Origin of the sequence: Streptomyces sp. NPDC058326, from assembly GCF_042879855.1 — a bacterium.
Classification (GTDB): Bacteria; Actinomycetota; Actinomycetes; order Streptomycetales; family Streptomycetaceae; genus Streptomyces.
In genome coordinates, this window is record NZ_JBHVZO010000029.1 from 15,896 (window position 1) to 29,382 (window position 13,487).

A 13,487-nucleotide genomic window follows, 5' to 3' on the forward strand; every position below is an offset into this window, starting at 1 on the left:
GTCCGGGTGCACGCGCGCGAAAGCCGAATGCGCCCCTGGCATGGGCCAGTTGACCACCGGCGTCATTCGGCCAAATATCGCCCCTCCCCGGCAGGCACGGGAGGCGTCCGGGCGGCGGCCCCCGCACACCGCTTCCCACCGGCCGCCGGCAGGCCGGGAGGCGCTCCCGCCTCCCGGCGCCGTCCGCCGCCCGCGGGGAATGGGGCAGCGATATCCCCCAGCCCACCGGGTCCGGGACAACCTTCCCGGCCGAGCGGGCCGACCCACGCGCTCCTCATGGAAGCGCTCCCCGAGCGGCCCCGAGAGAGCGCACGGCCGGGCGCACGGCCACACGTCGGGAGCACGATCCTGGCCACCGGAGCCGCACGTCGGCCTTTCACACAACAATCTCGCCATACGGAACACCGCCCCTTAACGGTAGGGATGCGGCGAACTACGCTGTGTTTACGAATGCCGCCCGCCTATGCCCGGCGTCGTGGCGGCCGTCTGGGTGGTCGAGGGGTGGCGTCATGTCCAGGGAGCAACGCGGGCCGAACGAAAAGCTCGGCACGGTTCTCGCCCTCGCGGGAATCAGCAACGCCGGGCTCGCCCGGCGCGTCAACGACCTCGGATCCCAACGGGGCCTGACGCTTCGCTACGACAAGACCTCGGTCGCCCGGTGGGTGGCCAAGGGCATGGTGCCGCAGGGTGCCGCCCCGCATCTGATCGCCGCCGCGATCGGACAGAAGCTCGGCCGGCCCGTGCCGCTGCACGAGATCGGGCTCGCCGACGCCGACCCCGCGCCCGAAGTGGGGCTCGCGTTCCCGCGTGACGTGGGCGAGGCGGTGCGCTCGGCCACCGACCTGTACCGGCTCGACCTCGCCGGGCGGCGGGCCGGCGGCGGGATCTGGCAGTCGCTCGCCGGGTCCTTCGCGGTGAGCGCGTACGCGACGCCCGCGTCCCGCTGGCTGATAACCCCCGCCGACCCGTCGGTGGAGCGCGAGGCCCCGCGCCCGTCGGGCGGCGGCACGGCCGCCACCGTCGCGGAGCACGCGCGTGTGGGCCACAGCGACGTCGCCAAACTCCGCGAGGCCGCCGAGGACGCGCGCCGCTGGGACTCCAAGTACGGCGGCGGGGACTGGCGCTCGTCCATGGTCCCCGAGTGCTTACGGGTGGACGCGGCGCCGCTCCTCCTCGCCTCGTACTCGGACGAGGTCGGCCGCGCCCTGTTCGGCGCGACCGCCGAGCTCACCCGGCTCGCCGGCTGGATGGCCTTCGACACCGGGCAGCAGGAGGCCGCCCAGCGCTACTACATCCAGGCCCTGCGGCTCGCCCGCGCCGCCGCCGACGTGCCCCTCGGCGGCTACGTCCTCGCCTCCATGTCCCTCCAGGCCACCTACCGGGGCTTCGCCGACGAGGGCGTGGACCTCGCCCAGGCCGCGCTCGAACGGAACCGGGGGCTCGCCACCGCCCGCACCATGTCCTTCTTCCGGCTCGTCGAGGCACGCGCGCACGCGAAGGCCGGGGACGGGGCCGCCGCCGCGGCCGCGCTCAAGTCCTCCGAGGGCTGGCTCGAGCGCTCACGGGACGGCGACGCCGACCCGACCTGGCTGGGTTTCTACTCGTACGACCGGTTCTGCGCCGACGCCGCGGAGTGCTACCGGGACCTGAAGGCGCCCCACGAGGTGCGGCGCTTCACCGAGCAGGCGCTCTCCCGGCCGACCGAGGAGTTCGTCCGCTCGCACGGGCTGCGGCTCGTGGTCTCCGCCGTCGCCGAGCTGGAGTCGGGCAACCTGGACGCGGCCTGCGCGGCCGGTACGCGCGCGGTGGAGGTGGCCGGCCGGATCTCCTCGGCCCGGACGACCGAGTACGTACGGGACCTGCTGCACCGGCTCGAACCGTACGGGGACGAGCCGCGCGTGCGGGAACTGCGGGAACGGGCCAGGCCGCTGCTCGTCGCCCCGGCGTGACGGCGGCGACCCCCTGGGGCGTGACCTGCGTCTCGTGATGTCGCGCGAGGTTTCACGGGATTGTCAGTGGGCCAGTGCACTATCGGGGGTGGGAGGTGGCGCTGGTGTTTGACTGTGACGTGCTGGTGATCGGCGGCGGGATCGTCGGTCTGTCGACGGCGTACGCGCTGACGCGCGCCGCTCCCGGCACCCGGGTCACGGTCCTGGAGAAGGAGCACGCCCTCGCGCGCCATCAGACCGGTCGCAACAGCGGGGTGATCCACAGCGGGATCTACTACCGGCCGGGATCGCTCAAGGCCCGGTTCGCGGTCGAGGGCGCGGCCGAGATGGTCAAGTTCTGCGCGGAGTGGGACATTCCGTACGAGGTGACGGGCAAGCTCGTCGTCGCCACCGCGCGCGAGGAGCTGCCCCGGCTGCACGCGCTCGTGCAGCGCGGCAGGGAGAACGGCATCCCGGTGCGCGAGCTGGGCCCGGCGCAGATCAGCGAGTACGAGCCACGGGTGCGGGGTCTGGCCGCGATCCACGTCGGCACGACCGGCGTCTGCGACTACGGGGCCGTGTCGGCCCGGCTCGCCGAGTCCTCCGGCGCCCGGATCCTGTACGGGGCGGAGGTCACCGTGATCGACCGGCGGCCGTGGGGGGTCGCCGTGCGGACGGCGGACGGCCGGGTGGTGCGGGCGCGGGTCCTGGTGAACTGCGCGGGGCTGCACTGCGACCGGATCGCGCGGCTCGCGGGCGACGATCCGGGCATGCGCATCGTCCCCTTCCGGGGGGAGTACTACGAGCTCCGGGACCCCTCGCTCGTGCGGGGCCTGGTCTATCCCGTCCCCGACCCGGCGTTCCCGTTCCTCGGGGTGCACCTGACGCGGGGCATCGACGGCGGCGTCCACATCGGGCCGAACGCGGTCCCGGCGCTCGCGCGTGAGGGGTACGGCTGGTCCGTCGTCCGCCCGCGCGAGCTCGCGGGCACGCTGGCCTGGCCCGGCTCATGGGCGATCGCCCGGGATCACTGGCGGTACGGGGCGGGCGAGCTGCGCCGGTCGCTGTCGAAGCGGGCGTTCACGGAGGCGGTGCGGCGGCTGCTTCCGGTGGTGGAGGAGTCCGACCTGCGTCGGGCGGCGGCGGGGGTGCGGGCACAGGCGGTACTGCGGGACGGGACGCTGGTCGACGACTTCCTGATCCGCGAGGCCTCGCGGACGGTCCACGTCCTGAACGCGCCTTCGCCCGCGGCGACGGCGTCGCTGCCGATCGGCCGGGAGGTGGCGAGGCGCGCGCTGGCCCTGCTGTGACCCGCACCGCCCACGGGGGCCGCGCGGGGCCGCACGGATGGCGGCCGGCCGCGCCGCGGTGAGGGGTGGGCGTCGTAGAATCGGGGGCATTGTGTCTGAGCTGCCTGAGAACTTCCCGCACCCCGCCGCCGCCCCCGCCCAGCCCCCCGCGCGGCGGGGCAGTCAGAGGTTCGCCCCCGGCGAGGGTCCCCTGCCCGACCCCGCCGGCTCCCACCACGAGCGGCGCATCCGCAGCTTCCAGCCGCGTCGCAGCCGCGTCACCACCGGCCAGGCCGAGGCGATGCTGAAGCGCTGGCCCGACTGGGGTCTCGACATCGACGGCAAGCGGGTCCTCGACCTCGCCGAGATGTTCGACGGTCTCCCGGTCGTCCTGGAGATCGGCTTCGGCATGGGCGAGGCGACCGCGCAGATGGCCGCCGCCGACCCCGGCACCGGCATCCTCGCCGTCGACGTGCACACCCCCGGCCAGGGCAATCTGCTCGGTCTCGCCGACCGGAACGGCCTGACCAACATCCGGGTGGCCAACGGCGACGCGATCATCCTGCTCCGCGAGATGCTCGCGACGGACGCCCTGGACGGCTGCCGCGTCTACTTCCCCGACCCGTGGCCCAAGGCACGTCACCACAAGCGGCGGCTCATCCAGCCCGAGTTCCTCAGCCTCCTCGCGACCCGGATGAAGCCCGGGGCCGTGCTGCACTGCGCCACGGACTGGGAGGAGTACGCCGTACAGATGCTGGAGGTGCTCTCCGCGCATCCGGACTTCGAGAACACCCAGGACGACGGCGGTTACGCGCCCCGACCGGACTTCCGGCCCCTCACCCGCTTCGAGGGCCAGGGCCTGGACAAGGGCCATGTCGTGCACGACCTCCTCTTCCGCCGGAAATGACCGGCGAGGTGAGCCCGCCGAGGTGACGGGGAGCGGGTAACCCCGTCGCCGGTGTCGGTGGGGGTCGTTAGGGTCGCTCACGTGTCGAACCCCGTCCCCGCCGACCAGCCGGAAGCCGCTCCCGTCCCGCACCGGGACACCGAGGAGCCGTCCTTCCCCGCCGCCGCCGACCGGTCCACGTGGCGCTACCGGCCACGCCGGGCCTTCTGGCGCAGCCGGCTGGTCCGGGCCGTCGCCGTCATCACCGTGCTCGCGATCTGCGCCCTGTTCATCCTGGCGCTGGTCCGCGAGCAGACCGGCACCGAGGGCTTCCTCGTCGGTCTCGGCCTCGCGCTGCTGCCCGTACCGCTGCTGATGGCCGCGTTCCGCTGGCTCGACCGGGTCGAGCCGGGCCCGTGGAAGAACCTGCTCTTCGCCTTCGCCTGGGGCGCCTTCGCCGCCGCGCTCGTCGCGATCCTGGCGAACACCTTCGCGGTCCGCTGGATAGCGACGGCCACCGCGGACCCGGCATCGGCGGACAACCTCGGCGCCACGGTGGTCGCGCCGGTGGTGGAGGAGACCGCGAAGGCGGTCGCGATCCTGCTGCTGTTCCTCTTCCGGCGGCGGCATTTCGGCGGGCTCGTCGACGGCGTGGTCGTCGCCGGTTTCACCGCGACCGGCTTCGCCTTCACCGAGAACATCCTCTACCTCGGCAACGCCTTCGGCGAGGACCAGGCGTTCGGCTCGTCCGGGCTCGGCTCGGTGACCGCCGGGACCTTCTTCGTACGGGTCGTGATGTCGCCGTTCGCGCACCCGCTGTTCACCGTGCTCACCGGCATCGGCTTCGGCTTCGCGGCGCTCGCGCCCCGCGGGAGGCGGCTGCGGAAGGTGCTGCTGCCGCTCGCGGGGCTGCTGCTCGCCATGGGGCTGCACGCCGCGTGGAACGGCTCGGCCACCTTCGGCGGCCCCTGGGCCTTCCTCATCGTGTACGGGGCGCTCATGGTCCCGGCCTTCGGCCTGCTGACCTGGCTCGCGGTGTGGAGTAGGCAGCGGGAGCTGCGCACGATATCCGGGGAGCTCCCGGCGTACGCGGCGGCCGGCTGGCTCTCCCCCGCCGAGCCGCTGGCGCTTTCCTCGATGCGGGCCCGGCAGGTGGCCCGCGCGTTCGCCGCCCGGACGTACGGCCGGCCGGCCGCGCGGGCGGTGGGCGAGTACGAGTCCTTCGCCACGGCCCTGGCATTCCTCCGGGACCGGGCCCGGCGCGGCACCGCCGGGCCCGACTTCCCGGCCCGCGAGCAGGAGCTGCTGCACCATCTGTGGCAGCGCCGCGAGGTCGCCTCGCCGGCGCTGACGTACGCGGCACGGGCGACGGGCCGGGCGTGGGCGCCGCCGCAGTACCTGGACTACGACGGCTACAACCCGTACCGGAGTTAGGCCCTGGACGGAGGCCGGAGGGGCGGGCGCCTCAGGACGCCGACGCCTCCGTCAGGAGCGTCAGCTCGGCCTCCGTCAGGGTGAGGTCGGCGGACGCGACAAGGGCCGGGAGCTGCTCGACCGTACGAGCCGAGGCGATCGGGGCGGCGACCGTCGGGCGGGAGGCGAGCCAGGCGAGGGCGACGGTGGCGAGTTCCGCCTCGTGCGCCTCGGCGACCGTGTCGAGCGCGGAGAGCACGGCCCGGCCCCGCTCGGTGTCCAGGTGGCCGCCGGCACCGGAGGCGCGGACGCTGTCGACGGTGGCGCCCGGACGGTACTTGCCGGTGAGGAAGCCGGCCGCGAGGCCGTAGTACGGGACGGCGGAGAGCCCGGCCTGCTCCACGGTCTTCAGAAGCGGGCCCTCGTAGGTCTCGCGGGAGACCAGGTTGTAGTGCGGCTGAAGGGCCACGTACCGGGCGAGACCCTCGGCTTCGGCGAATTCGAGGGAGGCCCGCAGCCGCTCCGGGGAGATGTTGGAGGCCGCGACGGCCCGGACCTTGCCGTCCTTCACGAGCTGGTCGAGGGCGGTGACGATCTCCTCGACGGGGACCGACTCGTCGTCGAAGTGCGTGTAGTAGAGGTCGATGCGGTCGGTGCCGAGGCGGCGCAGTGACTCCTCCGCGCCGGCCTTGATGGTGGTGGCGGACAGCCCCTTGAAGCGGGGGTGGGCGCCGACCTTGGTGGCGACGACGATGTCGTCACGGTTGCCCCGGGAGGCGAGCCAGCGGCCGATGACGGTCTCGGACTCGCCGCCCTCGTTGCCCTCGGCCCAGGCGGAGTAGACGTCGGCGGAGTCGACGAAGTTGCCGCCCGCGGCGGCGTAGGCGTCGAGGACGGCGAAGGACTGCGCCTCGTCGGCGGTCCAGCCGAAGACGTTGCCGCCCAGGGCGAGCGGGAAGACGTGCAGGTCGGAACTGCCCAGCGGGCGGAGAGAGGTCATGGAGTGAGAAACCTTCCCCGCCGCCGGGCCTATTCCTCGGGCGGCGGCCCGAGGAACGGCGCGGCAGCCTGACCGACGGAGCGGCAGCCCGAGCGACGGAGCGGCGGCCGGTCGGACCGCCGGACGGACCGGAGCGGCGGCCGGTCGGCCCGACGCCCGCTCGGACCGGACCGACGCCCGCTCGGACCGGACCGACGCCCGCTCGGACCGGACCGACGCCCGCTCGGACCGTCGGATGATCAGCCCGCCGGACGATTCGCCGGATGATCGGCCCGCCCGTCAGCCGATCTCAGACCGTCAGGCCCTTAGAGCGGAGCCAGGACGCCGGGTCGATGCCGTCGCCGCCGGGCGTGTGCACCTCCATGTGGAGGTGGGCGCCGGAGACGTTGCCGGTGGCGCCGACGCGGCCGATCGTCTCGCCGGTGCCCACGGTCTGGCCGACGCCGACCGTCATGGACGACAGGTGGCAGTACCAGACCTCGGTACCGTCCTCCAGCTCCAGGACGATCCGGTAACCGTAGGAGCCGGACCAGCCGGCCTCCTTGACGGTGGCTCCGTGGACCGCCTTGAGGGGGGTGCCGGTGGGGGCCGCGAAGTCGAGGCCCGTGTGGTAGCCGGAGGACCACATGGAGCCGGACTGCATGTACACAGCGGTGAGGGAGTACGAGGAGAGCGGCATCGAGTAGCTCGCGGCGAGCTGCGCGAGGCGCTCGGCCTCGGCCTTCGCCCTTGCCTCCTCCTCCGCCTTGGCCTTGGCCTCCGCCTCGGCCTGCGCCTTCGCCTCGGCGGCCGCCTTCTCCGCGGCCTCGGCCTTGGCCTCGGCCTCCGCGGCTGCCTTCTCCGCCGCCGCCTTCTCCGCCGCGGCCTTCTCCGCGGCGTCGGCGGATGCCTGCTGCTGCTCGGCCTGCTGCATGATGCGTGCGCGCAGGGCCTCGCCGGCGTCGGCCGTGCCGGTCGCCGCGCGCGTGGCCTGCTCGGCGGTCGCCCCGGTCCGCTCGTCGTCGACGGTGGTGTACGCGGCGGCGGTGAGCGGGTTGGGGTTGGAGCGGACCGCGTCGGCGGCCGCCATGTCGTCACCCGAGACCGTGTCCGCGTCCTCGTCCGGGAGGAGGTCACCGACACCGGGAAGGTCGTGGGCGTCCGGCAGGCCGAGGTCCGGAAGGTCCGGGAGCGAGATGGCCACCGGCGGCTTCTCCTGCGCGGTGGCGAGGCCGCCCGCGCCGACGGCCGCGATGACGCCGACGCCGAGGACGGTGGAGGAGCGGGCGAAGTTGGAGCGCTGCTTGACGACCCGGTGCCGGCCGCCGGAGCGGTTGGCGCGGAGGGAATCCTCGGTGGGGTTCCACTCGGTGTCCGGGGCGGCGGGACCCGCACCACCACCGAAGGCGTCGAAGGGAGCTTCGGGTACGGGGGTGTTGGACGCCACGAAGGGGCGCTCCTTTCCTTCCTTCTCGCCTACCGGGTTAGCTGACGGGTTCGGAGCAGGAAGGTCTCCTACGGGCACGGTCGCACAGGTGCGAAAGGCCCGATTCACCCCAATTGGTGGTTCCCCGGTTCCTTTTCAGGATTCGGCGCGTGCGCACGGTGCCGCCTCTTGCGGCGGCTGGGACGACCGCGCTGCGTTATCGAACGTTAATAGACAGGGGGTGCCGATTCCAAGCCGCTCCCCTTGATCATTCATGGGATTGTGCGCGAATGGCCCGAGTTGACCCCCCTTCAGCGCGCGCCGGCGAAACCTGCCGGACCTGACGTTATGTCAATTGTTATCGCAGCGACACCTCTCGACTACGACCGGTGACCGGGCCCGGCAGGCGGGACCACCGGCATCGTGCGCCGCCGCTCCTGCTGCCCCCTCGCGGGACGGCTCAGCGCGAGCAGCGCCATGTCGTCCGTCGCCCCGCCGCCCGTGTGCAGCCGCACGTCGTCCACCAGCGCGTCGAGGAGCTCCTCGGGCCCCGGGAAGATCCGGCCGGCGAGGCGGGACCCGGGGTCGTAGAAGACACCCGCCGCGTTCCGTGCCTCCGAGAGGCCGTCGGTGTAGAAGAGCAGCGTCGCGCCCGGCGGGTACGGCCGCCCCTCGGCACGGTCCGGCCACACCGCCAGATCTCCCATGCCGAGCGGCAGCGCCGGCTCGGTCGGCTCCAGCGTGTCCAGGCGCCCGTCCGCGTACAGCATCAGCGGGGGTGGATGGCCCCGGTTGACGACCCGTACGAAACCGTCGAAGGTACCGCTCCCGTCCTCGCGCGGGATCTCGGCCAGGACGGCGGTGGTGAACCCCTCGACGGCGTCGAGCCCGTCCCTGCGGGTGCCCTCGCGGGCCAGCGCCCGTTCGAGGCGCTGCGCCACACCCTCCAGGCTCCGCTCCTGCTCGGCCGCCTCCCGGAAGGCGCCGATGACGACGGCGACGGCCTCGACCGCCTCCATGCCCTTGCCCCGGACGTCCCCGACGACGAGCCGCACCCCGTAGGGGGTGTCCTGGACGGCGAACAGGTCGCCGCCGATGAACGCGTCCGCCTGCGCCGCCTCGTACCGGGCCGCGCACTGCAGCCCGCCGATCCGCTCCGCGGGCGTCGGCAGCACGGCCTTCTGCGCGGTCTCCGCGATGACCCGCGCCGAGGCGAGCCGCTCGCCGCTGCGGCGCACGACCCGGCTGATGAGGAGGGCCAGCGCCGAGACGGTGACGACCGTCAGGGTCTCGGTCAGGGACGGGATCTCGTCGGCGGTGCCGTTGTAGAGGTGGAGTCCGACGGAGGCGAGGACGGCGGCGATCCCGGTGAGGAGCGTCGTGAGGGTGGAGAAGAAGGGCGCGGCGATCAGCGGGGCGGCGGAGAAGAGCGGCGCCGCGGTGTACGCGGGCGGTGTCAGTACGTCGAAGACGACCCCGCCGGCGATGACCAGGGGCGGCAGGGCCCGGATGAACTGCCGGGCGCGCCCGTACGAGCGGCGGCCGTCACCGCCCCGCCGCCCGCCGTCGCCCGCTCCTAGGGGGTGCCCCACCTGTGCTCTCCTGCCCGGTCCGTACCCGGCCGCGGTCCGTACCGCTCTCTCCCAGGGTGGCCGCCCCCACGCCGGGCGGCGACTCGCACGGGGCCGACTGGCGTACGGCCCGGGACGACCGGAAAGACCCCGCGGGCCCGGGCCCGTCTCACCCGGGCCCGTCTCAACCCGTCTCACCCGGGCCCGCCTCAGGGCCGCCCCCGCCGGCCTCACCCCGGCGCGCCCCAGGCCGCCCCAACCGGCCTCAGCCCGTCACCGCTCCCTCCGCGAGGCGGCCGCCCCGGGCGAGCAGCGCCATCGCCGCCGCGCAGCCCAGGCCCACCGCGCAGAGCGCCAGCCACGGCGCCGCCGACCACCCCGTCACGTCGAGCAGCGCGCCCGTGCCCAGGTTCCCGAGGGTGATGCCGACCCCGCACACCGTGTTGTAGAGCCCGTAGTGGGTGGCCACCCAGCGCCCCCGGGAGAGAGCGACGACGGTGTCCATCTCGTACGGGTAGAGCACCGCGTTCGCGACGGCCAGGACCGCCGCGCACAGCAGCAGCCCCACCAGGCCCCTGCCCAGGGCAGCCGGCGCCAGGAAGGCCACGCCCATCAGGCCCAGCCCGAGGACGAGACACCGCTCACGGCTCAGGCGGCGCCGGCACCAGGCGGTGATCCGCAGCTGCCCGGCGAGCGCGACCAGGGCCGAGACGACGAACAGCGCCGTCGTGGGCCCCGTGCCGCCCGCCGCGAGCGGCAGCGCCAGATAGACCTGGAAGGACAGCACGTACGAGCCGGTCATCGCGAGCGAGAAGAACCAGAAGGTGCGGTGGGTGAGGACCGTGCGGAACTGCCCCCGCTCCTCCGCGGCGGGCGCCGTCCTCCCGCCCCGTACGGGCATGTACCTGAGCTGGACAAGGGTCAGTCCCGCGAAGAGCACGGCCGCCACCAGGCAGGTCAGCCGGAACGACACCCCCGTCAGGGCCACCCCGACGAGCGGCCCGAGGAGGATGCCCGCCTGGTAGTAGACGTTGAACAGCGCGAAGGCCTCCACTCTCCGCTCCTCCCCGGCCTCCGCCGCGAGACAGGCCCGCACGGCGGGGTTGAACAGCGCCCCCGCGAGGCCGGTCGCGAGGGAGGCGGCGAGGAGCGCCGGCAGCGACTGGGCGAACGCGAGCGCTCCGAAGCCGGCCGTCCGCAGCACACAGCCCGCCACGATGAGCGGCTTGAAGCCGAGCCGGTCGGCGAGCGCCCCGCCGACGAGGAACATGCCCTGCTGGGAGAGGTTCCGGGCGCCGAGGACGAGACCGACCGCCCACGCCGCCATGCCGAGCCCGTCCGCGAGGTGCGCGGCCAGGAACGGCATGAGCATGTAGAAGCCCAGGTTGATGGTGAGCTGGTTGAGGAAGAGCAGCCGGACGGCCGGTTCGAAGGTACGGCTCTGCTTCCACACCCCGCCCCGGGACGGCGCCGTCGTGGTGCTCAACGGACCCGCTCCGCCCGGTCCGTGACCTTGCGGGTCCAGCCGTCGACGGGCACACCGGCCTCGTACCCGGCGGGGTCCTCCCGTACGGGACCGTCGAGGAGGCCGTGCGCCGCGCAGAACTCGTCGTTGAAGACGGTGTCGAAGTACCGCTGCGGCCCGTCGGGGAAGACGGCGGCGATCCGGGTCCCGCGCGGCCGCGTGCGGGCCAGCCACCCGGCGACGAGCGCGACCGCGCCCACGCTCCAGCCGCCGGTCGCGAACTGGCGCGCGGCGAGCCGGCGGGCCGTCCGTACCGCTTCCGCGGGACCCACCCAGTGGATCTCGTCGAAGGCCCCGTGGTCCACGTTGCCCGGGTGGATGGAGGAGCCGAGGCCGCGCATCAGCCGCTGCCCCGCGGGCAGGCCGAAGACGGTGGAGCCGACGGAGTCCACGCCGACGAGTTCGAGCGCGGGACTGCCGGTGGCGCGCAGGGCGCGGGAGATCCCCGCCGAGTGGCCCCCGGTGCCGACCGCGCAGACCAGGACGTCGATCCGGTCGAGCTGCCCGGTCAGCTCGGCGGCGAGCCCGGCGTACGCGTCGGGGTTGTCGGGGTTCCCGTACTGGTCGGGCCACCAGGCCCCGTCGAGGCTCCCGAGCAGCTCGGCGACCCGGTCCATGCGGGCCTGCTGCCAGCCGCCGCGCTCGCTCGGCTCACGGACGACATGGACCCGGGCGCCGTGGGCGACGAGCATCCGCTCGACCATGGGTTCGAGGCCGGGGTCGGTGACGACGTGCACCGGATGCCCGTGGAGGATACCGGCGAGGGCGAGGCCGAGACCCAGGGTCCCCGAGGTCGACTCGACGATCGGGGCGCCGGGCCGCAGCTCACCGCGGAGGCGGGCCTGCTCGACCATGTAGAGGGCGGCGCGGTCCTTGATGCCGCCGAAGTTGAAGCCCTCGAGCTTGGCCCAGTAGCCGTCGTCCGTCCACAGGACGGGGGTGTTGCCGACGGTCTGGACGGCGGCGGGCAGGGTGGTGCCGGGCAGTGGTGCGCTCATGGAGGTACGTCCTTGAGGTGGGTACGCGAAAGGGAACCTGGTCACGCGGGGGCGCGACCCGGTTCAGTTCCGGTCCACTCCGAGGGCGATCAGCAGACGGCCCGGCTCCGGGCCGGGTCCCGCCCTGCCCCGGACACAGCGCGCGCGGGGATCCGTGCGGTGGTCCGCCGCGTACGGCAGGGCCACGGCCCCGCCCGCGTCCGGCGCCGCGAGCTGTGAGGCGGCGGTCTGCGCGGGGAGATGAGCGTCGAAGGACCAGGCCTCCCCCGGCCGTTCGCAGCCGTGCGGCAGCGCGGGGGCCGAGACGGTCGCCGTGCCGGCGGCCGGCAGCACATGGCCGTGGGAACCGTGGCAGACGCTCGCGAGGAGGGCGAGGAGAGCGAACAGGACGAGGACGGCGGGCGCCCGCCGGCTCACCTCACTCACACGCTCGTCACTCATGGTGCCGGGAACACTACGGTGCGACACCTGGGGCCCGCAAAGCGGCGGGCGCGGTTTCAGCCACCGCCTCTTTCAGGCACCGCCGCCCCCGCCGGCCACGCCGAACGCCCGACCGGCGGGCGCCGCTCCGGGCGCCCGCCCGTCAGAGGTTCCGCTCGGCATAGATCTCCATCGCGTCCCGGACGAGGACCGCGGTGCCCTCGCCGTGCTTGTCGTAGTTCACGGTGAAGCGGGGGTCGTCGACGTACATCCGGCCGAGGCCGATCACGTACTCCTTGCTCGGGGCCGTGGTGTGCGACAGCCAGGCGACCTGGCGCCGCGCGATCGCCTGCACCTCCTCGCTGCCGGCGGCGAGGCCGTCCCCGAGCGCCCGCGCGAAGTCGCGGGCGATCCCCGCCTGCTCGTCCAGGAACGCCTTCCTCTGCGCGGCGTCGAGCGACCGCCACCAGCGGTCCCCCTTCTCGTACGCGTCGCGGCCCCAGCGCTCCGTGACCTCCTCCTCGTACGCCGTGTGGTCGAAACCGTCGAACACTTCGTCGGCCATGAGCTCTTCTCCGTTCTCGGTCTTGTGGAGAGTGGTCCGCACGGACGCGATCCGGCGCCCGATGCGCTCGCGTTCCTGCTCGAGCAGGGCGAGGTGGGTGCGGAGCGCGGCGGACGTGTCCCGCTGTCCCGCGAGGACCTCGGCGATGGCGGGCAGTGAGAGCCCCAGCTCGCGCAGCAGCAGGATCCGCTGCAGCCGCACGAGCGCCGCCTGGTCGTAGTACCGGTAACCGTTCGCGCCGATCCGGCTGGGCTCCAGCAGTCCGCGCTCCCCGTAGTGCCGGAGGGTGCGGCTGGTGGTGCCGGCCTTCTTGGCGATCTCTTGGATCGACCACTCCATACCGAGAACGCTAAATCTTGACGTCGCGTCAAGGTCAAGCCGAGAAACTCACGCGCATACGACGAAGGCCCGGATCCGATGACATCGGATCCGGGCCTTCGTTGCTACTGAGTAGCGGGGACAGGATTTGAACCTGCGACCTCTGGGT

At 73.7% G+C, this 13,487-nt stretch carries 11 protein-coding genes and 1 riboswitch; of the genes, 4 read left to right on the forward strand and 7 right to left on the reverse strand.

Going from position 1 to position 13,487, the window contains the following annotated elements; genetic code table 11:
* Positions 1-509 precede the first annotated feature (509 nt).
* From ACFVYX_RS33360 to ACFVYX_RS33375, 4 genes are all read left to right on the forward strand, one after another.
* Positions 510-1,949 carry an MFS transporter gene (locus tag ACFVYX_RS33360; protein WP_389685232.1) on the forward strand — a complete coding sequence of 480 codons (1,440 nt, stop codon included), beginning with the start codon at positions 510-512 and terminating at the stop codon, positions 1,947-1,949.
* Between the two features lie 104 nt (positions 1,950-2,053).
* A complete protein-coding gene (lhgO, locus tag ACFVYX_RS33365) occupies positions 2,054-3,238 on the forward strand; it encodes an L-2-hydroxyglutarate oxidase (protein WP_389685233.1) in 1,185 nt (394 codons plus the stop codon).
* A 91-nt stretch (positions 3,239-3,329) separates the two neighbouring features.
* A complete protein-coding gene (trmB, locus tag ACFVYX_RS33370; RefSeq protein WP_389685234.1) occupies positions 3,330-4,124 on the forward strand; it encodes a tRNA (guanosine(46)-N7)-methyltransferase TrmB in 795 nt (264 codons plus the stop codon).
* An 81-nt stretch (positions 4,125-4,205) separates the two neighbouring features.
* On the forward strand, positions 4,206-5,537 hold the full coding sequence (locus ACFVYX_RS33375) for a PrsW family intramembrane metalloprotease (RefSeq protein WP_389685235.1): 1,332 nt from the start codon (positions 4,206-4,208) through the stop codon (positions 5,535-5,537).
* 31 nt (positions 5,538-5,568) lie between these two features.
* Here the strand turns inward: ACFVYX_RS33375 and ACFVYX_RS33380 are convergent, their stop codons facing one another.
* The 7 genes from ACFVYX_RS33380 to ACFVYX_RS33410 form a co-directional block, all read right to left on the reverse strand.
* Positions 5,569-6,516, reverse strand: coding sequence for an aldo/keto reductase (locus ACFVYX_RS33380; RefSeq protein WP_389685236.1), 948 nt, complete (start codon positions 6,514-6,516; stop codon positions 5,569-5,571).
* A 289-nt stretch (positions 6,517-6,805) separates the two neighbouring features.
* On the reverse strand, positions 6,806-7,942 hold the full coding sequence (locus tag ACFVYX_RS33385) for a M23 family metallopeptidase (protein WP_389685237.1): 1,137 nt from the start codon (positions 7,940-7,942) through the stop codon (positions 6,806-6,808).
* A gap of 11 nt (positions 7,943-7,953) precedes the next feature.
* A riboswitch (cyclic di-AMP (ydaO/yuaA leader) is annotated at positions 7,954-8,100 on the reverse strand.
* A gap of 201 nt (positions 8,101-8,301) precedes the next feature.
* Positions 8,302-9,513: a PP2C family protein-serine/threonine phosphatase gene (locus ACFVYX_RS33390; protein ID WP_389685238.1), complete on the reverse strand. Its 1,212-nt coding sequence runs from the start codon at positions 9,511-9,513 to the stop codon at positions 8,302-8,304.
* A 244-nt stretch (positions 9,514-9,757) separates the two neighbouring features.
* Complete coding sequence (locus ACFVYX_RS33395; RefSeq protein WP_389685239.1) at positions 9,758-10,978, reverse strand: MFS transporter; 1,221 nt, start codon at positions 10,976-10,978, stop codon at positions 9,758-9,760.
* Positions 10,975-12,015 carry a PLP-dependent cysteine synthase family protein gene (locus ACFVYX_RS33400; protein WP_389685240.1) on the reverse strand — a complete coding sequence of 347 codons (1,041 nt, stop codon included), beginning with the start codon at positions 12,013-12,015 and terminating at the stop codon, positions 10,975-10,977. Before ACFVYX_RS33400 ends, ACFVYX_RS33395 begins: the two co-directional genes overlap by 4 nt.
* Before the next feature lie 63 nt (positions 12,016-12,078).
* Positions 12,079-12,456: a hypothetical protein gene (locus ACFVYX_RS33405; RefSeq protein WP_389685241.1), complete on the reverse strand. Its 378-nt coding sequence runs from the start codon at positions 12,454-12,456 to the stop codon at positions 12,079-12,081.
* 142 nt (positions 12,457-12,598) lie between these two features.
* A complete protein-coding gene (locus ACFVYX_RS33410; protein WP_389685242.1) occupies positions 12,599-13,339 on the reverse strand; it encodes a MerR family transcriptional regulator in 741 nt (246 codons plus the stop codon).
* Positions 13,340-13,487: the final 148 nt, after the last annotated feature.